General features: G+C 39.9%; 21 protein-coding genes and 1 pseudogene. 13 read left to right on the top strand and 9 right to left on the bottom strand.

Annotated elements, in window-relative coordinates; translation table 11 throughout:
- The first annotated feature begins 29 nt into the window (after nt 1-29).
- Nucleotides 30-917, top strand: a complete 888-nt coding sequence (gene gldN, locus J8L85_RS00550; protein ID WP_211013763.1) for a gliding motility protein GldN — start codon at nt 30-32, stop codon at nt 915-917.
- A gap of 81 nt (nt 918-998) precedes the next feature.
- On the top strand, nt 999-2,054 hold the full coding sequence (locus tag J8L85_RS00545) for an FAD-dependent oxidoreductase (RefSeq protein ID WP_211013762.1): 1,056 nt from the start codon (nt 999-1,001) through the stop codon (nt 2,052-2,054).
- On the opposite strand, the gene J8L85_RS00540 is transcribed toward J8L85_RS00545, so the two are convergent.
- On the bottom strand, nt 2,051-2,431 hold the full coding sequence (locus J8L85_RS00540) for a DUF983 domain-containing protein (RefSeq protein ID WP_211013761.1): 381 nt from the start codon (nt 2,429-2,431) through the stop codon (nt 2,051-2,053). The genes J8L85_RS00545 and J8L85_RS00540 overlap by 4 nt on opposite strands.
- Nucleotides 2,432-2,548: 117 nt before the next feature.
- On the opposite strand from J8L85_RS00540, the gene J8L85_RS00535 reads away from it, so the two are divergent.
- From J8L85_RS00535 to J8L85_RS00505, 7 genes are all read left to right on the top strand, one after another.
- On the top strand, nt 2,549-4,459 hold the full coding sequence (locus tag J8L85_RS00535) for an ABC-F family ATP-binding cassette domain-containing protein (protein ID WP_211013760.1): 1,911 nt from the start codon (nt 2,549-2,551) through the stop codon (nt 4,457-4,459).
- Nucleotides 4,460-4,615: 156 nt separating this feature from the next.
- On the top strand, nt 4,616-5,491 hold the full coding sequence (locus tag J8L85_RS00530; RefSeq protein ID WP_211013759.1) for a hypothetical protein: 876 nt from the start codon (nt 4,616-4,618) through the stop codon (nt 5,489-5,491).
- A gap of 491 nt (nt 5,492-5,982) precedes the next feature.
- Entirely contained in the window at nt 5,983-7,113 is a 1,131-nt protein-coding gene (locus J8L85_RS00525) for an HlyD family efflux transporter periplasmic adaptor subunit (RefSeq protein ID WP_211013758.1), read from the top strand.
- Complete coding sequence (locus tag J8L85_RS00520; RefSeq protein ID WP_211013757.1) at nt 7,113-10,328, top strand: efflux RND transporter permease subunit; 3,216 nt, start codon at nt 7,113-7,115, stop codon at nt 10,326-10,328. The genes J8L85_RS00525 and J8L85_RS00520 overlap by 1 nt, the downstream gene beginning before the upstream one ends.
- Nucleotides 10,329-10,385: 57 nt before the next feature.
- Nucleotides 10,386-11,747, top strand: coding sequence for a TolC family protein (locus J8L85_RS00515; protein WP_211013756.1), 1,362 nt, complete (start codon nt 10,386-10,388; stop codon nt 11,745-11,747).
- Nucleotides 11,748-11,775: 28 nt separating this feature from the next.
- Nucleotides 11,776-12,450, top strand: a complete 675-nt coding sequence (locus J8L85_RS00510) for a hypothetical protein (RefSeq protein WP_211013755.1) — start codon at nt 11,776-11,778, stop codon at nt 12,448-12,450.
- A 14-nt stretch (nt 12,451-12,464) separates the two neighbouring features.
- Complete coding sequence (locus J8L85_RS00505; protein ID WP_211013754.1) at nt 12,465-12,647, top strand: CPXCG motif-containing cysteine-rich protein; 183 nt, start codon at nt 12,465-12,467, stop codon at nt 12,645-12,647.
- Here J8L85_RS00505 and J8L85_RS00500 read toward each other — a convergent pair whose 3' ends face one another.
- The gene (locus J8L85_RS00500; protein ID WP_211013753.1) at nt 12,648-13,328 is read right to left on the bottom strand and encodes a head GIN domain-containing protein; all 681 of its coding nucleotides are present in this window, start codon (nt 13,326-13,328) and stop codon (nt 12,648-12,650) included.
- Nucleotides 13,329-13,714: 386 nt separating this feature from the next.
- Here J8L85_RS00500 and J8L85_RS00495 point away from each other — a divergent pair, with 386 nt between their 5' ends.
- The 4 genes from J8L85_RS00495 to J8L85_RS00480 are packed head-to-tail and all read left to right on the top strand — an operon-like array spanning nt 13,715 to nt 18,670.
- Nucleotides 13,715-14,644, top strand: a complete 930-nt coding sequence (locus tag J8L85_RS00495; protein ID WP_211013752.1) for a dihydrodipicolinate synthase family protein — start codon at nt 13,715-13,717, stop codon at nt 14,642-14,644.
- Nucleotides 14,645-14,667: 23 nt separating this feature from the next.
- Nucleotides 14,668-16,398, top strand: coding sequence for a DUF885 domain-containing protein (locus tag J8L85_RS00490; protein WP_211013751.1), 1,731 nt, complete (start codon nt 14,668-14,670; stop codon nt 16,396-16,398).
- A gap of 5 nt (nt 16,399-16,403) precedes the next feature.
- Nucleotides 16,404-17,411, top strand: coding sequence for a 4-hydroxyproline epimerase (locus tag J8L85_RS00485; protein WP_211013750.1), 1,008 nt, complete (start codon nt 16,404-16,406; stop codon nt 17,409-17,411).
- 5 nt (nt 17,412-17,416) lie between these two features.
- The gene (locus J8L85_RS00480) at nt 17,417-18,670 is read left to right on the top strand and encodes an FAD-dependent oxidoreductase (protein ID WP_211013749.1); all 1,254 of its coding nucleotides are present in this window, start codon (nt 17,417-17,419) and stop codon (nt 18,668-18,670) included.
- Nucleotides 18,671-18,827: 157 nt separating this feature from the next.
- Here J8L85_RS00480 and J8L85_RS00475 read toward each other — a convergent pair.
- The 7 genes and pseudogenes from J8L85_RS00475 to J8L85_RS00445 all read right to left on the bottom strand — a co-directional run.
- Nucleotides 18,828-18,968 (bottom strand): annotated as a pseudogene (locus tag J8L85_RS00475) (glyoxalase); the annotation flags it as partial.
- Nucleotides 18,950-20,470: a S41 family peptidase gene (locus tag J8L85_RS00470; protein WP_211013748.1), complete on the bottom strand. Its 1,521-nt coding sequence runs from the start codon at nt 20,468-20,470 to the stop codon at nt 18,950-18,952. The gene J8L85_RS00470 and the pseudogene J8L85_RS00475, both read right to left, overlap by 19 nt.
- 65 nt (nt 20,471-20,535) lie before the next feature.
- Nucleotides 20,536-21,309, bottom strand: coding sequence for an AraC family transcriptional regulator (locus tag J8L85_RS00465; protein ID WP_211013747.1), 774 nt, complete (start codon nt 21,307-21,309; stop codon nt 20,536-20,538).
- Between the two features lie 82 nt (nt 21,310-21,391).
- Nucleotides 21,392-22,444, bottom strand: coding sequence for an alpha/beta hydrolase (locus tag J8L85_RS00460; RefSeq protein ID WP_211013746.1), 1,053 nt, complete (start codon nt 22,442-22,444; stop codon nt 21,392-21,394).
- A gap of 376 nt (nt 22,445-22,820) precedes the next feature.
- A complete protein-coding gene (locus tag J8L85_RS00455; RefSeq protein ID WP_211013745.1) occupies nt 22,821-24,137 on the bottom strand; it encodes an FmdE family protein in 1,317 nt (438 codons plus the stop codon).
- A 12-nt stretch (nt 24,138-24,149) separates the two neighbouring features.
- Nucleotides 24,150-25,124, bottom strand: a complete 975-nt coding sequence (locus tag J8L85_RS00450; RefSeq protein ID WP_211013744.1) for a permease — start codon at nt 25,122-25,124, stop codon at nt 24,150-24,152.
- Complete coding sequence (locus tag J8L85_RS00445; RefSeq protein ID WP_211013743.1) at nt 25,117-25,524, bottom strand: OsmC family protein; 408 nt, start codon at nt 25,522-25,524, stop codon at nt 25,117-25,119. Before J8L85_RS00445 ends, J8L85_RS00450 begins: the two co-directional genes overlap by 8 nt.
- Nucleotides 25,525-25,533 lie beyond the last annotated feature (9 nt).

Genomic DNA, 25,533 nt, shown 5'->3' with positions numbered 1-25,533 from the left:
TTGCCCGGTTAATTTTAAAGTTAATAAGAATGAATTGGAAAAATGTTTTAGTAATGGGAGCGGTAACTTTGTTGCCAGTATCCATGATGGCGCAGGCCAATATCTTGAACGCTAAGAAACCTGATGAAATTGGTGTTCGTACAGAAGCCCAAAAAAAGGCGGACAACGATGCGCCTTTAGAATATGGTTATGTAGACGATAGGGATATTCTTTGGTCCAAGACCCTTTGGGAGACCATAGATCTGGATGAAAGGGTAAACTTTCCTCTTTATTATCCAACGGATACAATGGATATAGGTCATGACAGAAGATCTTTGTACCATGTATTGATAAAAAACCTTAAAAATGGGAATTTAGAGGCTTATGCCGATTCTTATTTCACGGAAAAAAGAACGTACGATGATCTTTCAGATGCTTTACAAACTGTAGATACCTTAGACTACGGATACGAACAAATGAATGCCGGTGAGCAAGTTTCTGAAGAGTATATTACTCGTAGAAATATAACCGCCGCAGAAATAGAAGAGTATCATATTAAAGGTATGTGGTATTTTGATAAAAGACAGGGAGAGTTGAAATATCGTTTATTGGGTATTGCCCCAGTTGCTCCGGACGTAAACTTTATCGATGACGAAAATCCCGATAAAGTAGAATTGTTCTGGATCTGGTATCCTGATGCACGAGAAATTTTACATGAGGCAAAAGTCTTTAATCAGCGTAATTCCGCACAACCTATCTCTTTTGACATGCTGTTGAATGCAAGAAGGTTTAATGCTGTTATCTATAAAGAAGATAATGTACATGGAGATAGGAAGGTTAGCGATTACATTGCCGACAATGCCTTGTTTCAATTGTTAGAAGCTCAACGTATCAAAGAAACTATTCGAGACAGAGAGCAAGATATGTGGGCTTACTAGGGCCTTAGAAAATTCCAATTCAAAAGTATTAAAGCTCCGATATTTTATATCGGAGCTTTTGTTTATGGTTATTTTTGCAACATGTTAGATTATATTGTTGTAGGCCTAGGCCTTGCTGGAACCGCTTTTTGTGAAAAACTAAGAAAAAACAATAAGACATTTGTCGTTTTTAACGATGCCTCCCAAAAGTCTTCTTTAGTTGCGGGCGGTTTATCCAACCCTGTTATACTAAAGAGGTTTACCATGGCTTGGAAGGCCAATGAGTTGATGCCATTAGCAAAGAAGTTTTATACTGGTTTAGGTGAAGAATTGCAGGTAGACTTGATCCGCGATCAATCCGTTTTACGAATACTAAGTTCTATAGAAGAACAAAACCGTTGGTTCGAGGCATCCGACAAGAATCTGTTACAAGACTATCTGTCACCCAAATTGGTTCGCAATAGCAACGACCGTATTAAAGCCCCCTATGATTTTGGGGAGGTTTTAAGAGCTTTTAGGTTAGATACCGGGCTAATGATCAACTCGTATGCAGAATTTTTATCGGCCCAGAATAAGTTAAGAACCGAAACTTTTGAGTATTCGGATCTAGAGGAACACTCCGATTATGTTTCCTATAAGAACATAAAGGCCAAACACATTGTTTTTGCAGAAGGTTATGGACTCGTTAAAAATCCGTTTTTTAATTATTTACCCATGCAAGGTTCAAAGGGTGAGTATCTGATTATCAGATCTACGGGCTTAAAGGAATCTAGGGCCGTAAAGTCTTCTATATTTATTATACCGCTTGGTAACGACCTATATAAAGTGGGGGCAACGTACAGTAATAAAGATAAGAACAACGAACCTTCGGTGTCCGCGAAGGACGAGCTTTTGAGAAAACTAGATGCTATATTGTCAGAGGAGTATCAAGTAGAAGGCCATGTGGCCGGTGTAAGGCCTACCGTTAGGGATAGAAGACCGTTGGTAGGCACACATCCAAACTATGTAAGAATAAACCTTTTAAATGGTTTTGGCTCCCACGGCATAATGGTAGCTCCATGGGCTGCCGAGGAATTATATAGACACATAGAGGAAAGAAAACCACTAGATCCAGAATTGGATATCAATAGGTTTTCTGCAATGCTACAAGAAGTCTAAGAAGCTTTGTCCTTATCGTAGTGTATAAAGAAGTTGATCCAAATATTTCTTGACAAGCGAATAATTATTGGCATGAATACCACTAGGGTAACCACGATAGAAATAAAGGTGTTGATTAGGCTAGCTCCTATAAATAATTTACTGATCACGAACGCCGCAACAGCAAAAGCTACACCTACGGCATAACTTACATACATGGCCCCGTAAAAGAAAGAAGGTTCAATTTTATATTTTGTGTGACAATGGCTGCACCGCTCGTGCATATCAAAAATTTTTGAAATATGGTAAGGGTTTTTGTCCAGGTACATATTCTCTTGATGGCATTTAGGACAACTTCCTGTTAAAATGCTGTAGAGTTTGTTTCCTTTTTTTAACATTTGCAAAACTTTGTGCAAAAGTAATTAATGTAGGTGATTTTGCCTGTAAATTTAGTTAGGATTAATGGTGTTTCCGTATTATTTTTTACCGTTGGTTCTTAAATTTGGATTATAACAATGCTGAACATTCATAATCTTTCCGTCTCTTTTGGCGGCGAATATTTATTTGAGGAAATATCATTTAGGTTAAATGCCGGAAACAGGGTGGGCCTTGTAGGTAAAAATGGTGCCGGTAAGTCTACCTTACTAAAACTATTGGCAAAGGATATGCCTATAGATTCTGGTACTATTGCTATAGAAAAGGATATAAAGATCGGTTTCTTGCGCCAAGATATAGATTTTGAACTTGGCAGAACCGTTTTAGAGGAAGCATACCAAGCTTTTGAGGAAATAAAGACTCTAGAGGCAAAAATAGATGCTATAAATAAACAATTGGCAGAACGTACAGATTATGAAAGTGAATCTTACCATCAGTTGATCGTTGATTTGAGCGACCTTTCTAGTCATTACGAAATATTGGGCGGATACAACTATCAAGGTGAAACAGAAAAAATTCTTCAGGGCCTTGGGTTTACCAGAGAAGATTTTAATAGAAAGACCGAAACCTTTTCAGGGGGGTGGCGTATGCGTATAGAATTGGCAAAATTGCTCTTGCAGAGCAACGACGTGCTGCTGTTAGATGAGCCAACCAACCACTTGGATATAGAATCCATTATTTGGTTTGAGCAGTTTCTGAACAATTATACCGGTGCGGTAGTAATCGTTTCGCACGATAAAATGTTCTTGGACAATGTAACCAATAGAACCATAGAAATTTCTTTGGGGCGAATTTATGATTATAACAAACCATACTCGCAATATTTGGTTCTGAGGGACGAGATACGACAACAACAATTAAATGCCCAGAAAAACCAAGAAAAAGAAATTCAACAAGCAGAGCGTTTAATAGAAAAGTTCAGGGCCAAATCTACCAAGGCATCCATGGCCCAATCGCTTATCAAGAAATTGGATAAAATAGAGCGCATAGAGGTAGATGAAGACGACAATAGTGTTATGAACCTCAAATTTCCCGTCTCCATAACGCCCGGTAAGGTTGTGGTAGAGATAGAGAACCTTTCTAAATCCTATGGAGAAAAACAGGTACTGAAAGATATAAATCTGTTGGTTGAAAGAAACAGTAAAACTGCCTTTGTGGGGCAAAATGGACAAGGAAAATCTACTTTGGCCAAGATTATTGTGGGAGAATTGGAACACGAGGGTCATTTAAAATTGGGACATAATGTACAAATAGGATATTTTGCCCAAAACCAGGCCGAGTATTTAGATGGTGACAAAACCATTTTGGACACTATGATAGATGCGGCCAATGAATCTAACAGGAGTAAGGTTCGTGATATTCTGGGGTCTTTCTTGTTTAGGGGAGATGATGTAGAAAAGTACGTGAAAGTTCTGTCCGGTGGGGAACGTAACCGCTTGGCCTTGGCCAAGATGTTGCTTCAGCCTTTCAATGTGCTTGTAATGGATGAGCCAACCAACCATTTGGACATAAAATCGAAGAATGTTTTAAAACAAGCTTGCCTTAATTTTGAAGGTACGTTGATATTGGTGTCACACGATAGGGATTTCTTACAAGGCTTAACCAATAAAGTATATGAATTCAAGGATCATAAAATAAAGGAATATTTAGGGGACATTGATTTCTATTTAGAGCAAAGAAAGGTAGAAAACTTTAGGAGTATAGAGAAAAAACAGGAGGTAGTTGTAGAAAAACCGACAGAGAAAGCCAATAATACTTTTGAAGAACAAAAAAGACTCAAAAGCCTTAAGAATCAGTTGAGCAATTTAGAAAGTAAGATATCGTCTCTAGAGAAAGAGATAAAGGAAATAGACCATGATTTGTTGATGGATTATGATGCCACTATTGCTAAACCTAATTTCTTCGATGATTACCAAGCAAAAAAATCTCAACTAGAAAAATATATGGAAAAATGGGAGACCCTTACCATTGAAATTGAGGGTTTAAAGTAGAAAAACATACTTTTCCTCTATTTTCACCACAATTATTCAGGTTTTTACAACAAAATACGTCACTTCAACGATAAATTTTGACATTGTGGCGTTATTAATGCAAATTTGTAGGAGAATTCTTAAAAACACCAAGCCGCAATTTAAACTAACATAGTTATGAAAAAGCTTTACACTCTTTTATTCGTTGCCCTGCTAACATCAAGTTTTGGTATGGCCGAGGTTTCTAAAAAGGAAAAGAAGGCACTTTTGTCCCTATATACAAGTACCAACGGTGCACATTGGATAAAAAAGTGGAATTTAAAACAGCCAGTTTCAGAGTGGTATGGTGTAAAGGTAGAAGACGATAAGGTTGTAGAGATAAACTTGTTCAGAAATAACTTAATGGGGCCTTTGCCCTCAGACCTTTCCAAATTGGAGCATTTAAAGGTCTTAAACTTGGCTTTTAATTCTATTACCGGGCAGTTACCTGAAGAGATAGCTTATATACCTAACCTTAAGGTGTTAAAGTTGGAAATGAACAGAATAAAGGGGGGGTTACCTTCTAATATAGGTAGTCTTGCCAATTTAGAGGAACTTACTGCTTTTAATAATTTTATTTCAGGTAGTATACCTGAGAGTATTGGTGAAATAAAAAAACTTAAGGTATTAAACTTATCCAGTAATGCCCTTAGGGGAACTATACCTGAATCTTTGGGCGAGTTAACCGAATTGGAAACATTGGGCTTGTTCGAAAATGCATTGGAAGGTGTTATACCGGGTGAAATGGGTAACTTAAAAAAACTTAAAGAGCTGGTTTTGGCAAATAATAGTTTTAAAGGCGAGATACCAAAAGAATTTGGTCAATTGGCCAATCTAGAAATATTTCAAATACAGAATAATAAGTTCGAATCTTTCAAGAATTTGGAAGTGTTCGAAAATAGAGAGTTTTTGGTTTTTGATTTTGACGGTGATAAAAGAGATTTCGAATACAAAGATCTTAAGTTTAGTAAGACTAGAATGGCCGATACAAAATTTGAGGATATTGAAGAGTAAGAGTAGTAGTTTACACTTTTAGTTAGTTTGGTGAAAAAAGAGGTGTTGTTAGGCGCCTCTTTTTTGTTTTTAAAGAGTGGGTGTAATTGGATCTAAAGGCTTTTTGTGAAGTGAAAAATTATAAAGCATATTACCGTATTGTTTTCTTTTTTTATTAAAATTTTCAAGTTTTTTTATGATATTTTTAACCTTGGATGCGTATTTGACAGACCTTGTTTTTTTGTAGATTCGCCCAAATTATAATAGTGGGTTCGATGTATCTAATTGGTAGATAATTAGTTGTATTGGTCTATTTTTATACGGTTTTTTTTCTCGTTTGTGTGCAAATTAAACCATGATAAAAAATTACTGTTACATAAAAGTTAAAGTAAAATGAAAGACGTTTCACTGATTAAATTAGACGTTTCACTTTATAAAAAAATATCCTAAACAACCATTCGAATATATTTGTTCACTTTAGGCAAAAACAAAGTTTAAAAACCAAAACTAAAATGCGAAAAATCATCTTTACCGGACTAGGTATTGTATTAATAATAGTTTCCTTCTTTCTTGCCCAAATCATTATCGATAGCAAAAAAACTTTTAAACCAAAGGTTGAGAAGGTAGTAAAGACTGTCTTTACCGAAGTAGTTAAGAACCAAAATGTACCTATAGTGGTTACGGCTAACGGTAATTTGTCAGCCAAACAAAGAGTTGAGTTATATGCCGAGGTACAAGGCGTATTTAAAAAAGGGAGTAAATTGTTCAAAGAAGGGCAGACCTACCGTAAAGGAGAAACGATAATAAGTATCGATGCGGAGGAATATGCTGCTAGTGTGCAATCTGCCAAAAGTAGTTTGTACAACGAGTTAACCTCAATAATGCCGGATCTACGTTTAGATTATCCAGATTTCTATCCTAAGTGGCAGGCATATCTGAACAATTTTGATATGACAAAAAGCGTACCTCCATTACCAGAGATGTCCTCGGAAAGTGAACGGTTTTTTATCACCGGAAGGGGAATATTGACCAGTTACTACAGCGTAAAAAATCTAGAACAGCGTCTATCAAAGTATCGCATAGTGGCACCGTTCACAGGCGTACTTACAGAAGCCTTGGTAACAGAGGGTACGTTGGTAAGATCTGGTCAAAAATTGGGGGAGTACATCAATCCCGATGTGTACGAACTTGAGGTGTCCATTAGTAAATCTTATTCCGATTTGTTAAAGTTGGGAGAGTCCGTAGCATTGACCAATTTAGACGACAACACTGTTTATAAAGGTAAAGTTGCAAGAGTCAACGGTAGGGTAGACCAAGCTTCCCAAACGATCAAGGCCTATATTGAGGTGAAAGATAAAAATCTTAAGGAAGGTATGTACCTAGAGGCTGATCTAGACGCCAGAAAAGAGGAAAATGCTATTGAGATAGATAGAAGTTTGTTGCTTGAGGGCAATAAGATATTTGTTGTAAGAGATTCTGTATTAGATCTTATAGATGTTAGGCCTGTGTACTTTTCAGAGAAAAGTGTGGTGCTAAAGAATGTTCCCGACGGAGAGGTTATATTGTCCAAACCTTTGGTAGGGGCATATACGGGAATGGCCGTTAAAGTGTATAAGGACCAACCAGATAACTCAGAAGAATAATGCGTAAGATCATAGAATATTTTATTAGGTACCATGTTGCGGTAAATGTGGTAGTAATTTCTTTTGCACTTTTTGGTATAGTCGGTGCAAAATCGCTTAAATCATCTTTCTTTCCCTTAACGGATTCTAAAAATATTTCGATTGCCATTACCTATCCCGGAGCTTCTCCGTTAGAGGTAGAAGAAGGTATAGTGCTTAAAATAGAGGACAACCTAAAAGGTTTGGAAGGTGTAGATAGGGTTACCTCTACTTCAAGGGAAAACAGCGGAACCATTAATGTAGAGATAGAAAAGGGCAGAGATATTGATTTTATGCTCTTAGAGGTTAAAAATGCTGTAGACCGAGTGCCTAGTTTTCCTACGGGTATGGAACCCTTGATAGTGTCAAAATTGGAAGCGGTTCGCCAAACCATCTCCTTTGCCATTAGCGGTGATCATATACCATTGGCAACTTTAAAAAGCGTAGGTAGGGAAATTGAAAATGACCTAAGGGCGATCGAAGGTATTTCACAAATAGAGATTTCAGGTTTTCCGGACGAGGAAATCGAAATTGCCGTAAACGAAAATAGTCTACTGGCCTACGGAATTTCTTTTACAGAGGTGGCCGCGGCGGTTGGCAATGCCAATATTTTGGTTACGGGGGGTAATATTAAGACCGATGCTGAAGAATATTTGATCAGGGCCAACAACCGTTCTTATTACGGTGATGAACTTTCTAACTTGATCGTAAGGGCCGATGCCTCAGGTAGTACCGTTCGTTTAAAAGACGTGGCTGTGGTCAGGGATCGTTTTTCGGAAACTCCCAATGCCACTTATTTTGATGGAAACCTATCCGTAAATACATCGATTACAAGTACGAATACCGAAGACTTGATACAGTCTGCCGAAAATGTAAAGGAATATATAGAAGAATTCAACCAAAAACATAACAACGTTAAGTTGGATATCGTTTCTGACCAATCAAAGACATTGGTTCAAAGAACGCAATTGCTGACAGAGAATGCCATCATGGGTATGATCTTGGTTTTGGTATTTCTTTCCCTGTTCTTAAACACAAGATTGGCATTTTGGGTTGCTTTTGGTCTGCCAGTGGCATTTTTGGGGATGTTTGTATTTGCCGGCTTTTTTAATGTGACCATCAATGTGCTCTCTTTGTTCGGAATGATTATCGTTATCGGTATTTTGGTAGATGACGGTATTGTGATCGCTGAAAATATTTATCAGCATTATGAGAAAGGGAAATCTCCCGTGCAGGCAGCCGTAGATGGTACTATGGAAGTATTGCCCCCGATAATATCGGCCATTATAACGACCCTTCTTGCTTTTTCTATATTCCTTTTTCTAGATAGTAGGATCGGGGAGTTCTTTGGTGAGGTTTCTGTAATCGTTATTTTAACATTGGTAGTTTCGCTCGTAGAGGCCCTGATAATTCTTCCAGCCCACTTGGCGCATTCAAAAGCATTGCAGCCTATGGATAATAAACCTAAAGAAGGGTTGGCAAATGCTTTTGCCAAACTAAGGGTGATCAATGAAACGGGAGACAAGTTTATGTCTTGGATGAGAGATAAACTATATGCACCCGCACTGCATTTTGCTATGAAATATAAGGTGCTGACCTTTAGTTTTTTTGCTGTAGCCTTGGTGTTAACGTTCGCTTCTGTTGGAGGAGGAATTATAAGAACGGCCTTTTTTCCTAGGGTAGCCAGTGATCAGGTAAGTATAGAATTGGAAATGCCTAACGGTACAAATGAGAAAATTACCGATTCCATTATTACATTCATAGAAGAAAAGGCAGAAATAGTAAATCAGGAGCTTACAGAGAAGTATTTAAAAGGTACCGATAAGGTGCTTTTTGAAAATATGATCAGACGTATAGGTCCTGGTTCTTCTACGGCAAAACTTTCGATTAACCTGTTGCCCGGTGAGGAAAGGCCCAATGAGATCGTTGCGGATATGATTACCAGTAGATTGGAAGAGTTGGTAGGGCCTGTAGTTGGGGTAGAAAGTCTGATCTATGGATCTGGAGGTAATTTTGGTGGGTCCCCGGTCTCCGTATCGCTATTGGGAAATAATATAGAAGAACTTAAGGCGGCCAAGGAAGAACTTAAATCTGTATTGAAAAACAATAGCAGATTAAAGGATATTTCCGATAACGACCCTGCCGGTATTAAAGAAATAAGACTTCAGCTTAAAGAAAATGCCTATTTGTTGGGCTTGGACCTTAGCACGGTAATGAGTCAGGTAAGGGCCGGTTTCTTTGGGGTACAGGCGCAACGTTTTCAAAGATCGCAAGATGAGATCAGGGTTTGGGTGCGTTACGATCGAGAAAATCGTTCTTCGATAACCAATCTGGACGATATGCGGATTATTACTCCTACAGGAGAAAGGGTTCCTTTAAAAGAAATTGCGGAATATACCATAGAACGTGGTGATGTGGCCATAAATAGATTGGAAGGGCGTAGAGAGATTCAGGTATCGGCAGATTTGAAGGACGCGAAAGATAGTCCTACCGAAATAATGACCGAGATTCAAAATGTAATAATGCCCGACATACAATCTAGATACCCAACGGTATCACCATCTTACGAAGGACAGAATAGGGAACTTGATAAATTAACAGGATCTTTAAAATTGGTGGGGCTATCTATTTTAATGCTTATATACATTACCATAGCATTTACCTTTAGAAGCTTTAGCCAACCGTTAATGTTGCTGCTTTTGGTGCCATTTAGTTTTACGGCCGTAGCTTGGGGGCATTGGATACATGATTTTCCTATAAATGTAATTTCCCTTTTGGGTATAATAGCTTTGATAGGTATTATGGTGAACGATGGTCTGGTTCTTATAGGCAAGTTCAATACCAATCTTAGGGAGGGTATGACCTTTGATAGTGCTATTCTTGAAGCCGGAAAATCTAGGTTCAGGGCAATTTTTCTGACTTCTATTACTACCATAGCCGGTTTGGCGCCCCTAATGGCAGAAACCAGTAGGCAGGCACAATTCTTAAAACCAATGGCAATTTCTATTGCCTATGGTATCGCAATTGCAACCGTACTTACATTACTAATGTTGCCTTTGTTTTTATCTTTTAGCAATAAACTAAAATCGAAAAACAGAATGTTGGCATCAGGGCATAAGATAACCAAAGAAGAAGTGGAACGTGCCATTATAGAGAAAAAGGAATCGGCTCATTTAGAAGGGGAAAAACACCACTAACATAATGGTACAGCCACAGACAGTGATGAATTATAAAGAATTAGAAGAAAAAATATAATGGTAAAGTTTAGATTAACCTGTTTCCTTTTATCGTTTTCCGCTCTAGTCGTTGCCCAAGAAAACGTGCTTTCAAAAGAGGAAGCGGTCGCTAAGGCCTTAGAGAGTAATTTTGGAATAGAAATAGCCAAAAACCAGGTAGACATAGCAGAAAACAATGCTGGTATTTTAAATTCGGGGTATTTGCCAACACTTACCGGTACGGCCGGGGCAAATTATAATAATTTGGACAGTACTACAGAATATCCAGGTCAGTTCGAAGACAGTGGGGAACCCAGGGCAGATATTGTTATAGATGATGCGGAATCACAAACATATAGCTCTACTTTGCAGTTAAACTATACACTGTTCGATGGTTTGGGAAGACTGTACAATTACAAAAAATTGAAGGAGCAATATCGTTTGAGTGAGCTGCAGGCCAGAGAGACGATAGAGAATACGATGCTTCAGATGTTTAGTGTTTACTTTGAAGTTGCCCGCCTAACGGAGAATAAAAATGTACAAGAGAAAGCTTTGGAAATATCGAAACAGCGAATTACCAGGGCAGAGTATTCTTTTGAATACGGACAGAATACGAAGTTGGATATTTTAAATGCACAGGTAGATGTTACCAATGATAGCATCAATTTATTGAATATAGAGCAGCAATTGGCAAATGCCAAAAGAGACCTGAATGTAATATTGAACCAAGATCTTAATGAAAAATTTTTGGTAGATACACTGATAAATTTCATTCCAAGAATAAAACTGGTAGAATATATGGAGAAAGCCATGTCCAATAATGTGGCAATTTTACAGACCGAAAAGAACCTTCAGATAAACGAGTACGATATCAAGGTCAGCAAATCAGGGTATTTGCCAACTATTGGTCTAAGTGGCTCTTATGGGTGGAACCTAAACCAGAGTGCGCCATCCTCTTTTATTCCGGGACAAATATTTCCAGGTACCAACCGTACTAACTATAACCTGGCATTGGGTGCCAGCTTAACATGGAATTTGTTCGATGGTGGTAGTACCACGGTACGGGTAAAAAATGCTAAAATTGCTTATGAAAATCAAGAATTGTTAAAAAAACAGGTGGAACTCGAGGTAAATAGGGATATGCAGAATGCTATGGCCATTTATGAGAACATGTTGAAGATATACAGAATTCAAGAGCAAAATGTAATTACCAATCAGAACAACTTTGAAAGGTCGAAAGAACAGTTCGAATTGGGTAGAATAACCTCAATAGAGTTTAGGCAGGCGCAGATCAATTTATTAAATGCCCAAACAAATAAGAATTTAGCGAAATACGATGCTAAATTGGCCGAGCTACAGTTGCTACAACTTACGGGCCAGTTGTTAAATGTTGAATTATAACCTAGAGGTCAACTTAAAAGTAATGGATATGTACAGTAGTAAAACGGATAAAGAGCTTTTAGAGTTGTTGCAGCAGTATTCTATGCTAACTTTTGAATCGCAGTTAATCTTAAAAAATGAAATAGAAAAAAGAAACCTGTCGCAAGCCGATGTATCCGGATTGGAAAAGGCCATATCTGAAAAGCTCGAAAAAATCAAGAACTTAGAATACCTTAAAGATTTTGGTTTTAAGGCGGCATCTGACGGTGAGGGCGTTGTGGTAACAAGAACTACGAATGCGGTATTGACCGATGTATTTGCAGTGATTTTGGGTTTGGTGGTGTTCTTTATCGGAATTAACGGAATCATAGACCTGGTGTTCACTTTTATGAATGGAGATGAGCTAGATGTATTTACCTTGGCTATGAAACTTGCAATGGCCTCGCTAATATTTATTGCAATACGTTTTTTTAGTGGTATTGGGCGTTTGTTCGATTATTGGGGCTTTGAGTTGTCTAACCTAGAAGGGGTGATTACCTTAAAGAAACGATTTGATGTAAAATTGGAGGAAATGAAGGCCAGTGCCTCTGAGTTGTTATTGGAAACGCAAGATGATAATTTGGGGTTAAAACTTAAGGATAGAACAATATTTACTTCAAATGCCGACAACCTTATCCAAAGAATGACCTTGGAAGAACTTGTCAAAAAATTAGGGACACACTAAATAGACACCGTTTTATGTATGAGCATTTTTTTCAATGTCCTTACTGTTGGGAAGATATCTCTATGCTCATGGATCCATCGGTACCCCAACAAAGCTATGTAGAGGATTGCGAAGTATGTTGTAATCCTATAGAGGTTGTTTCGAGCTTTCTGAACAATGAACTGATTTCTTTTGAAGCTCGGGAAATAGGACAGTAGCTAATCCATTTCCTTGATTTTTCCACCAAATACCTTATCGCGTTTAATGCTCTTCGGATTACCGTATATATAAATGGAGCCTCCTGCTTTTACCTTTGCGTTTACCTCTTCGGAAGCCTTTACATCCGCTCTTCCGCCTGCCATCACCGTTACCATGGTATCTAAGGTGTCTAGGTCTTTGTTATAGGCCTTGCCGCCGGTATTTAATGATATTTCTTGTTTTTTGCTTGATCCTGTAAGGGTAATTTCACTACCAGATACGGCCTTTACGAAAACCTCGTCCAGGTCAACTGTCAAGTTAATGACCCCTCCTTCTTGGCCCCTTATATCCACTTTATCCGCTTTAAAGGTTTCATCGGAAATTATTTTGGCATTTTCGTTTACATCTAAAAGGGTTAAGTCGCCATTGTAATATAAGGTGGCATGTGCTTCGTCACCGTCCATAAAATTGTCGAATTCCATTCTAATTTTAAGGAGTCCGTTCTTATTGGAAATACTTACCTCATCTTTATCGTCCCCTGTAATTACAAGCTTGTTTTCATTACTTTTTTTAAGGGATACGGTTATACGGTCGTACACTTTAAGTTCAGAAAACTCTTCTAATATTTTGGTGTTCACTTTTTGTGCAAAACAGGTCGTACTCATAAATATTAGAACAATGACAGAGAGGATATTTTTCATTTTAAAGTATTCTTTAATGCGGATTAAAAGGGAAAATTAATACAAATCATTCAATTTTTAGGCCATTTGCGAAACATTTGGAAGAATTTGGCATATTTAGCATATGTTCACTGAAGATGCAAATGTCATGTGATTTTATAGAGATCTATATGTTGGCATAGCTTATAAAGGTTTTAAGAATCTTGCATTGAGCATAATTTATAGGTGCTGTGGGGTTAGTGGGGCTTGGTGTAACCTTCCGTGGTTACACTCTCTTTAGCTTATAATAATGGATAATTGCCGTTTAGGGTGCCTTAGAGGGCAATATAGTATAGGTAAATGATAAAATATCATTACCAAGGTATTCTATCTTCTGTATAATTTTATCAAAACAAAATATATAAAATATGGCAGTTTCATGGAGCGGGGTTATGCCTGCGGTTACTACAAAATTTACCAAAGAAGGTAAATTAGATTTAGAAATGTTTCAGGTTAATATTGAGGCCCAAGTTTCAGCAGGGGTAAATGGAATTATTCTGGGGGGAACTTTGGGAGAGGCAAGTACCCTTACCGCTGAGGAAAAAGAAACACTACTTAAAAAGACTTTAGAGATCGTAGAGGGTAAAATACCCGTAATATTGAACATAGCGGAGCAGACCACCCAAGATGCCATTAAAGTGGCACAGGCGGCCGAGGCAAATGGCGCAAATGGTTTAATGGTATTGCCCCCGATGAGGTATAAGGCAAATGATTACGAAACGGTAACGTATTTTCAAGAAATCGCCCGAAGCACCAAATTACCGATCATGATCTATAATAACCCCGTAGATTACGGTATTGAGGTTACGTTGGATATGTTCGAGACCTTGATCAAAGAAGAGAACATACAGGCGGTAAAAGAGAGCACTAGGGATATTTCCAATGTTACAAGAATAAGAAATAGGTTCGGTGATCGTCTTAAGGTCTTGACCGGGGTAGATACCTTAGGTCTAGAGAGTATCCTAATGGGTGCGGATGGTTGGGTAGCAGGCCTTGTATGCGCTTTTCCTGCCGAGACCGTTGCAATCTATAAACTTGCCAAAGCAGGCAGGATCAAAGAGGCATTGGATATTTACAGATGGTTCTTGCCGTTGCTAGAACTTGATATAAACCCTCAGTTGGTACAAAATATTAAGTTGGCCGAAGTCGCTACGGGAATAGGAACGGAAACCGTACGTGCACCAAGGTTGCCATTGCAGGGAGCGGAACGAGAAAGAGTGTTGAAAATAATCAAAGAAGGTGTAGCATCAAGACCGGTTTTGCCAGCGTATCTTGATTTAACCGAAGTGATGGCGTAATAAAAAACCTGAATAGATAAATTATGATAATTAAAAAGCTTCTTGTCTTGCTATGGCTGTTGCCTATAACGGTACACATGTCCGCGCAAGACGGTAAAAACAGTGCAGCACTTTTAAATGGGATTATTGAACAGGTAGAAGAATTTGAATTGTACGATTCAAATAAATACCCGTTGGGTAGGTATCTACCTGAAATTTATCGGAAAGATGCTGCATTTGCTGAAAAGAAGCTGAGGGAGCTAGAAGAAATTTCGGTAAATGACCTTGACGAAACGGATGGTATATCTTTAGAACTGCTTCGTTTTACTCTTAAAAACAGAGTGGACAGGTATACGCATGGGCTATATTTAAATCCGATACAGGCCGACCAGGGATTTCATTTAAACCTCAATTACCGTATAAGACCTATAAGAAGTTATAAGGATGCTAAAAGGTACCTTGACCTTCTTAACGATATACCCCGTTTTGCAGATGAACATTTTGTTGTTTTAAGAAGTTCTTTGCAAAAAGGGGTATCTCAACCCAAGGTTATTTTCGATGGTTACGAGTCTACCTATAACCAACATATTACCGATAGGGTAGAAGAAAATCAATTTTACGGACCATTTGAAAATTTACCCAATACACTTACCATTACACAGAAAGACTCTATTCTTGAGGCGGCAAAGGTGGCTATTGAAAAATCGGTAGTGCCTACTTTTAAAAAGATCAAAACTTTTTTTGAGACGGAATATTTGCCAAAAACAAGAAGCTCTTTGGGTATTTCCGATACACCGGGCGGTAAAGAGGCATATCAGAACAGAATAGATTATTTTACTACGACCAACTCGTATACGGCAGATGATATTCATGAAATAGGATTAAATGAAGTAGCCCGGATCAAAAAAGAGATGCAAGAGATTATAGCCTCCGTTGGGTTTAAAGGAGAGTTTGTTGATTTTCTGGAGTTTTTAAGGACCGACTCTCAATTTTATGTAACAGAGGGAGAAGACCTTTTAAAGGAAGCTAGAAATATCGCCAAGCAAATAGACGCGAAATTGCCCGCTTATTTTTTAACCTTGCCCAGAAAACCTTATGGTGTAAAGAAGGTTCCCGATGCGCTTGCCCCAAAATATACAGGTGGCAGGTATTCCGGTTCCCGGAGTGCTACAGAACCCGGTTATTATTTGGTGAACACCTATAAGCTAGAAAGTAGACCCTTGTACGTGTTGCCGTCGCTGACCCTGCATGAAGCCGTACCTGGCCATCACCTACAAATGAGCCTAAACCAAGAAATGTCCGATGATATTCCTAGGTTCAGAAGAAATATGTATTTGTCGGCGTTCGGTGAAGGCTGGGCATTGTACACCGAATTTTTGGGTGATGAAATGGGCATGTACAAAACGCCTTATGAAAAGTTCGGTAAATTGACCTACGAGATGTGGCGAGCGGCCAGATTGGTCGTGGATACCGGTATTCATGCAAAAGGATGGACAAAACAACAAGTGTTGGATTTTATGAAAAATAACACGGCTTTGTCCCTACATGAAATTAATACCGAAACAGATAGATATATTGCATGGCCGGGCCAGGCATTGTCTTATAAGATGGGTGAATTAAAGATCAGGGAGTTAAGAAAAAAAGCCGAGAAGGCATTGGGTCCCGATTTTGATATTCGTAAATTTCATGAAGTTATTTTAGGACAGGGAACAGTTACTTTGCCTATACTTGAAAGACGGGTCGATAACTATATTGAAAATACTAAAAAGAGCTGATTTGAATGAAGAAACATGTCTTTAAATGTATTGATGGCCATACCTGTGGAAACCCTGTAAGGTTGGTGGTAGAAGGTGCTCCTAAACTTGAAGGGGCCAATATGAGCGAAAAAAGACTCCATTTTCTTAAGGAGTATGACTGGATCCGTAAAGGACTGATGTTCGAACCTCGTGGGCATGATATGATGAGCGGATCTTTTATATATCCGCCTTCCGATCCCAATAATGATTTTGGTATTCTTTTTATCGAGACCAGTGGGTGCCTGCCCATGTGTGGGCATGGTAGTATAGGCACCATTACCATGGCTATCGAAGAAGGCGTGGTTACCCCTAAAGTACCTGGAAAAATTAGGATGGAAACACCGGCAGGGCTGGTAGAGGTAACCTACCATCAAAACGGTGATAAGGTAGAATGGGTAAAGTTGGTGAACGTAGGCTCTTATCTGGCGGCTTCCGATATAAAGGTGACGTCTAAATTTCTAGGGGAACTGACCATTGATGTTTCTTATGGAGGTAACTATTATGCCATAGTCGATCCCCAAGAAAATTTTTCTGGCTTACAAGATTATACCGCTTCGCAATTAATTGAAATGGCAAGGGAGCTTCGACAAAAAATAAACGAAACCTACCCTGATAAGTTTATACATCCAGAAAACCCTTCGATCAAGAATGTTAGCCATATTTTATGGACAGGTAAAACAATTTCTTCCGATGCCATGGCGAGAAATGCCGTTTTTTATGGTGATAAGGCCATTGACCGCTCACCATGCGGTACGGGAACCTCGGCCAGAATGGCGCAATGGTTTGCCAAAGGAAAATTAAAGTTGGGAGAAGAGTTTGTACATGAGAGTTTTATAGGCTCCAAATTTATTGGCGTGCCCGAAGCAACATGTAAGATTGGCGATTTTAACGGTGTTATACCAAGTATCAAGGGGTGGGCAAGACAATATGGTTATAATGAAATTTCAATAAATGAGGACGATCCCTATGCTTTTGGTTTTCAAGTGATATAGTTGTTATGGGAAAAAAAATAGTTGTTGTCGGTGGTGGTGTAATTGGGCTTTGCTCAGCTTATTATCTTCATAAGAACGGTCATGAAGTTACCGTTCTTGAAAAGACAAAAGGGGAAATGGGAGCTTCCTTTGTCAATGCGGGCTATCTTACCCCTAGCCATATAATTCCGTTGGCAGCTCCGGGTGTTATTACCAAAGGGCTATCCATGATGATGGATAGTAAGAGTCCTTTTTATATAAAGCCTAGGTGGGATGTCGATTTTTTTAAATGGGCGTGGTCCTTTTATAAATCCTCGACCAAAGAAAAAGTCATCAAGGCAGGTCCTGTCATTAAAGATATCAACCTTTTGAGCAGTGGTCTGTACGACGAGATAAAAGATTCTGGCGATTTGGGAGAATTTCATTTAGAGAAAAAGGGCTTGTTAATGGTGTATCAAACAAAGGCTTCCGAAGAAGAGGAGAAGGTTGTAGCCAATAAGGCCAAACAAATGGGTTTAGAGGTAGAGGAACTGAACAAGAAAGAATTAAAGGCAATGCACGGAAACACCGAAGTTGTTGCTAACGGGGCTGTCCATTATCATTGCGACGCCCATAGTACCCCTAATGATTTTATGGGAAAGATGTACGGGTATCTCAAGAAATCTGGGGTCAATATTAGGTATGGCGAAGAGGTGAATGGTTTTGATGTTACAGATGGAAAAATAAATGCCGTACAAACAAAAAATAGCACCTATGAGGCAGATGATGTAATACTGGCTTCTGGTAGCTGGAGTGGCAACATTGCCAAAAAATTAGGAATAAATTTACAGGTACAAGGGGGAAAAGGGTATTGTATCAATGTATATAGACCTACGGGAATCGAGTATCCGGTTATCTTAATGGAGGCCAAAGTGGCCATAACACCGATGGACGGGTTTACCCGGTTTGCGGGTACGATGGAATTTTCAGGGGTAGACTATAAAATCGATAGGGGCAGGGTTCAGGCCATAGCCGATGCTGTCCATAAATATTACCCCCAAATAAAAATAACCGAAGAGGAAATAAACAATGCCAAATGTGGTCTGCGCCCTGTATCGCCAGATGGGCTGCCTTATATAGGTAGAAGCAATGTTTTGGATAATCTTTTTGTTGCCACGGGGCACGCAATGATGGGGTGGAGTTTGGGCCCGGCAACAGGAAAATTGATTTCAGAGATTGTTGACGGTAAAGAGACATCTATGAATATTGATGCCTTTGATCCCCAACGATCATTTGATTAATGTGATAATTCCCATAATATTATAAACGATAGGTCGAATAGTTATGGCCAATTGTACATACTAAAATGGCGACCCATTGGTCGCCATTTTGTTAGTACGCAATAGTCCTGAGTGCGCTGTCTTAAATAAAAAGTGTGTTCTGTCTGTCAATATGTTCCTATTTCGCATAGGCTCCCGATGAATAAGTGAGTTCGTAACTATGCGTGTAGATTCCAAAAACGATTCCGAAAGGATCTTCCACGTAGCACATTTTAAAAGGTTTGTCCGGTTTCGGTGGTTTTACCGGTTTTTGTTCCTCTTTATAAGATCGATCGTAAAATCCATTTGAGTATCCCTGTTTTGCAGAAAGTCATTATACGATTGCGGTACATCATAATCAGGAATAATGCCCCTGTCATACCGCTGGTTCGACTTCTGGGGTACATCCTGCTCCAAATTTACGACCGAAAAGAAAACGGCCATTCCTGATTTTGGCAAAATGTATCCCATCGGGGTATGTCCGTTGTGCCCATAGTAACCGCCCATGGTTTCCTCCCCTATTACGGTCGTGTTGTTGTTTCCGGCTACCATTGCGGCAAAAAGGCTTCCTGCCGATGCCACCCTCGGACCTATTAATAAATAGATATTTCCGGTAAAGGCTTGTGGCCTTGGTTTTCTAATCTGATGGTCTTCGTTGTTTTCGTCTTGATAGAACTTTCCATCTATCTCTTCCGGAAAATTATTTTCAAACATTTTATTGTACTTGCCTGCGCCCAGTGGCCTTAAAAAACGGGGAATTTTGGTAAAGGCATATTTAAGATAAGGGAGCTTTTTAAAGCTGATCCAGGCTTGTTTGTTTTCCTTAAAATTCCTTTGGGTAAGGTAAGAATAGGTTACTAGGTCGTTGGGGTCGGTACCACCGCCATTGTAACGAACATCAACAATGAGGTTTTTAATCCCCTTTGTTTTTATATGGGTAAACACACTGTCTAAAAAGGTAAGGTACTTGCCATGAGACGAAGATTGTTTGTTTCCTAAAGAGAAACTGTTTACCGTTAGTATGCCGGTATCCCCATCTATGTCCTTGTAACTGTAGGTTTCCTCTTCTTCCCAATCTTTGTAATCGACCTCATCAAAGGGTTCTGAGTGCCTTTGCCTTACATTTTTGTAATAATCCGTATAGGCGATTCCCTGTAGGGTAACGTTTTGGACCTCATTTGAATTATGGGGCCTGTACGCAACCTCAAATACAGGAGATAGGCCATAATGCAATCGGTAGTATTTGCTAAAATTGTATGTTATTCCTATGCGTTTTCCAGTGGTATTTACACCATCGGTAGTGTAATACTTGTATAGGTTTTTTATGATATCGGACATTTTTATAGTGTTGATCGATACAATTTCGGCCCCAAGCGGTATTTCTCCCTTGGCAAAATTTAAGATCCACTTACCCTCTATCCATTTGACGGGATAGGGGAAATAACCGTTTTGTTCCTTTTTCATAGATTGGTTATATCTCTCCGGTAACCTTGTATCGTTGTGCAAACTGCCCTCAAAATCGGTCAGTTGGCAAATGATATTATAAAAATCGCCATAAGTATTCGCTCGGTCTATCGCCCGGTCCGCCCAGGTGTAGATGCTGTCGATTTGTTCTTTGGTGCGGTATTTATATAGTCCCGAATTTGCTTTCAAACGGATGTTTTTAAATACTTCAAGGTCTTTGCGCATCCTTTTTTGAGAAAAAGGGTCGTCAACGGACTGAGCAAAGCCGATACATGAAACAATAAAAAAAAGAAGCGGGAAAAAGACGGTTTTGTTCATTCGGAAATTATTTTTTTTCCAAAAGTAAATTTCTGTCCGTCCAGACACTTGTAAGATATTGGCAATTATAAAATTTCGATAAGATGTGTTTGGTATTTTTTTGGGGAAACACCGACAAAGCGTTTAAAGGTTTTTGAAAAATGGGCCATATCGGTAAAATTGTATCGATAGGCAACATCCGTAAGTTCGGTATGTGCGTCTATGAGCTCTTTGCACGAAAAAACCTTTTTCATCAAAATATAGTTCATTGGGGTCATGCCAGTTGTGGCCTTGAATTTTTTGACAAAACCATATTTGTTGATGTTTGCCATTCTTGATAGGTCGTCCAAATTGAATTTTTCATGGATGTTGTTTTCGATATAGAGATCGATCTCATTGAAATCACTAAAATGAGGCTTCCCGTGGGTCCCAATATTTTCTTGTGAATGATATTTTATGGCATTTGCAAACCGATGCAACGCAAGTTCGATTGTTTTTGCATTGCCGGTATCCATGGCTTTGGTCAGTTGTACGAATAATAAGTTGGCCTTTTCGCTATTGATCTTTCTGTTTTCGAATGTGATGTTTTTTCCTTCGAACAGGTATTTCATCAGGTCGCCTGACAGATAGATGGTGTCGAATTTTAAGGCAACCTTTGATTCGCTTAAGGGATTGGCGTGTATCTCATATGGGTTGGTAATGGATATGCTGCCCTTTTCGCTAAAAAAACTTTGATTTTCAAACTCGATCTGTTCAATACCTTGATGAATCAACGAAATACAAAAAGTTTCATGAAAATGCTTGGGGAAATTGGCCGTTTGCCCATCGATGTTGATATACTCTAAATTATCAAAAAACATGGTCGTTTTTTTGGTTTTTCGGCCCAAAATAGGCTCCATCTAAGTAAGACGAAGATAGCGAATTTTAAAAATCAACGATTTCCTATTCGCAATAGGCGCTTCTCGGGTTGCTTGCCGCCCCGCACTTGAACAAGTAATTTGATTGTGCATACAAGGGGGTGGGGTCGTCCGTGACCACTAAAGGCTCTAAGGCCTGTCCATCATAGCTCGGCATGGTGATCTGTTCTGGGGAGCCATTGCCCAGAGCCACCTTTTTTGCGGTGGAATTTCCGTTAAAGCTATAATCGATCAGAGCGTCCAAAAGACGGTAAATACCATAATAATCGTAGGCATCGTAGGCCGCCTGTGTATTGGGTAGGTTATGCTCTGCCGAATACGTATAGCCATCCACGGTGCTGCTTTTGATCAAGATAAAGTCCTTTTCCGCATCAGATATGTTGATATGCTTAAAAATATCGATCGCCATACGGTGGTCGTTGGTCACATCATCGTCATAGACCTGGGTAATGAGTTTTGTGTTGGAGGGGAAATTTTGCAATTGCGTATCGGACAAGTCGTATGAAAACCACTGTGCCATGGTAAAAATAAATCGACCGTTTTCGCCCCAGCCTTCTTCCACAAATCCTTTATAGGCTAGGGAAAAGGAGGCGCCGCCCCCGAAAGAGTGCCCCATAAAACCCACTTTTTCCGTTTCGATAATATCCGGATAATCGCTTACCGCCTTTTCAAAACTTTCCCATAAGGTTTCGTATCGCTCCTCTACCGAAGCACCTGTAGTTGGATAGGGAGCAAAGACCACGGCGTATCCCTTTTTAGCGATAAACTCGTAAAGTCCAAGGTTGTATTCACTTTCCTCGCCACCATAAGGATGTGAATAGAAAATGGTAGGTACCGGTCCCGTTGCTTCCTCGGGGTAAAACACCTCCACATTTTTTCCTTCGTAGGTGGGACTTTCAAATGCGATCTTCGCCACCGTATAGGTGCCGTCGCTCCCATAGCCTTCGGTGGGCTTGTTAATGGGACCCTCAAGGTCATCTATGGTAGAAGGTAAGGTTGGGTCGGGTTCTTCGTTGGCATCGTCGGAACAAGCGCTTAAGGTCAGCAAAGCCAAAATAATCCGTGTCAGGGCTTTCATATCTAATTTTATTAAATGGGGTTGGATTACGCGAACGTTTTAACAAGGTATTTTATTATGTCATATCGGTTATACTACGTAAGGTGTTTAAGGTATGGGCGTATGTTTCTACGTTAAGGTGCTGTTTGTTTTGGTATTGTGATGAGGGTTTGTTTTCTCTTGTATTCGATATAAAAGGGGAGCGGGTTCTTAAAGCATGTATTGTGTATATCTATTGGTTTGAATAGTTTTAGTGATGCTAGATCTTTGTATAAAAAAGGCCCAGTTTTATACTGGGCTCTTTCTTACGGTTAGTGGTAGTCTTTATAAATAATAAGCTTCATGGCCTTTTCCATTTTTCCAGGGTTAAAATGGTGGCTAACTTCATTTACTTGTCCTAATTGTTTTCGCCGCATTTTGATTTGTCTTTGTTAAGGATATCCGTTTTTACAAAATCGTTCCTTAAAACGGGCTTCCACTTAAAATTGACGGTTTCCGTTACGGTAAAATTTTTTCCTGGGTCTGTGGACAATAGGGTTTCGGTAAAATCGTCCTCCATTTTTTTGAGCTTGTCCAAGTCGCAGGCCGGCAGTTCCCCTTTTACGGCAAGGGCACCCAGCTTGTCTATTTTTTCGGGTTTCACCCCTTTGTTCATTCGTACGGTTACGGCCTTTTTCGTATCCATACGCTGAAGGGTAAACAGGCCGTCAATATCCTTGGAAACGTAAAAGGTGTTGAATTGATACCGTCCCCCTGTGATATATATGGCCGCATCGGTTAGGCAGGGCGAGGGTTGACTTACGATACGGGTATTGGTACGGTCTATGCGTCCGTCGGGATACAGTTCGTTCAGGGCCTCTTGCAGGGCAAGATGACCCACTACAAGTCCGTCGCAAAGGTGGCCGTGAAATTTTACGAGGTCGTCGAGGTCTATGTTTTGGATATGGCCCATACGTCCTTTGGAGAAATCGGTGTCATTGACACGCAATCCCGTTTTTACGCGGTTATTTTTTTGGGGCAAATAGATTTTGAACGATCGGTCGCCCGAGGTGATTTTATCCAAATGGCCCATAAAGGTTTGGTCGTTCCTTAAAAAATGGACATGCACAAAGCTTTTGGAACCTGTAAAAATCCCCTGGTGTTGTTCCGAATAAAATCCGATCAGTTGTCCTTTTTCTTTTTCAGAAATGAATTTTTGTGATTTTACATCAGGTCTATATCCTTCCACTTCCGGATTTCTCGGCGTAACGATATGTACGGTAAGCTCGTCAAATTCACCCGCAAGCCTAAATGCAAAAGGTTCTTTGAGGTCATAGCCCTTTTCTTTGGCAAGGGCCGCTACTTTTTGTTGAATTTCCTGAACGCTGTTCAACGGGCCTTTTATATCAAAGGCTTCCCATTCGGGTACCTGACTATAGACGAAAAAAGGGGAACGGATGTCCCAGCTCTGGGCCACAACGGCCTTTCCTTCCTCAAAGGCCGAGGCGTGGAAGGGTATGCCGTCCACAACGGTTATTTCGCCCTTCATACGGTCATAGGGACCCATGCCGTATACGTGCGATTTCTGGGGAAGGGTATCCAACCAGACCTTAAGGTCGTAGGTGTTGCCCATATCCTTCATCGCCCCAACGGAATGTACGGTGGGTACGCTCTGCCCTAAGAGGAACTGCGATGTAAAAACGATGATGGAGAGAATAAAAATGATTTTTTTCATGAATGATAAGAATTACAAGATGAGGTTAAAGAGATATCCCGAGATGATGATGCACAGCGTTACGACCCCAAAGAAAATAGCGATCAATTTTAGTGACATCACTTTTTTAAGCAAGGTAGCTTCTGGAATGGAGAGGCCTACCGTTGCCATCATAAAGGCAATGGCAGTACCTAGGGGAACCCCTTTTGCCACAAATACTTGAATGACGGGAACAATACCGGCGGCATTGGCGTACATGGGTACGGCTACCAGTACGGCCAGGGGCACGGTCCACCATTGGCCACCGCCCAAATACTGGTTAAAAAAGTTCTCGGGTACATACCCGTGCATGGCGGCGCCAATGGCAATACCTATAATTACATACAACAGCACTCCCTTTACAATATCCCAGGCCCCACGGCTAATCTCCGGTAGTCGATCGCGAAAGCTTCGTTTCTCGTCTTGGTAGGCGGCCTGTTGCATTTTGTTTTCAAGAATCTCCTTTACCCAATCCGACAGCAAATGTTCCAATTTCAGTTTCCCCAAAAGCCAACCCCCAACGGAGCCCAAGAGAATTCCCGAAAAGGCATAGATCAACGTCGCCTTTATTCCGAACATCCCCAAAAACATGGCCACCGCCACTTCGTTTACCAACGGTGAGGTAATTAAAAAGGCAAAGGTGACCCCCAAGGGAATGCCGCCTTGTACAAAGCCGATAAAAAGAGGCACGGACGAACAGGAACAAAAAGGAGTGATGGCTCCGAAGACGGAAGCAAAAAAGTACTCCAGCCCGTAGAGTTTTTTCTTGTTCAGATAGTCTTTAAGTCGTTCGATAGGGAAGTAGGCGTTTACTATCCCCATGATAAAAACGATAAAGAATAGGAGAATAAGAATTTTTAGGGTGTCGAAGACAAAGAAATTCAAAGCGGTGCCCAAATGGGTTTCCGCCCCTATTCCAAACACCGAATAGATCAACCAATCGGCAAAATGTTGCAGCCAATCAAACATTAGGAACGGTTTTTATGGTCCCCGATATGGAACATGATAGTTTTACGGTATTGTAAATAGTACCGAACTTTTCAATGTTCTTTTTCAATAGGGCCGTGTTCAACTTATCATCATCGCTGTAGATCGTTAAGCTGTATTCTATATTGTCCATTCGAGGGGGATTCTCTAGGCGAGTGGCCTTTACCTCCAGCATGGTCTTGGAATAGGAGAATCGCATCATGGCCGAAAAACGCTCCACGTTTTTTAGCATACAGGCAGCGAAAGACCCTAGAAACAACTCGGCCGGATTGGGCAGACTGTCAGCGGTTTTTGAAGTCGTGCCAAAATCGATGTTCGATTCCTTTATATGAATCTTGGCATCGTCTTTGGCCATCGAGGAAGCTTTGATCTGGTAGTCCATAGTATCAAG

Source organism: Maribacter sp. MMG018 (genome assembly GCF_018100785.1).
Lineage (GTDB): Bacteria > Bacteroidota > Bacteroidia > Flavobacteriales > Flavobacteriaceae > Maribacter.
Note: the sequence above shows the minus strand (reverse complement) of the source record. Positions and strands in the feature narration are given on the sequence as shown.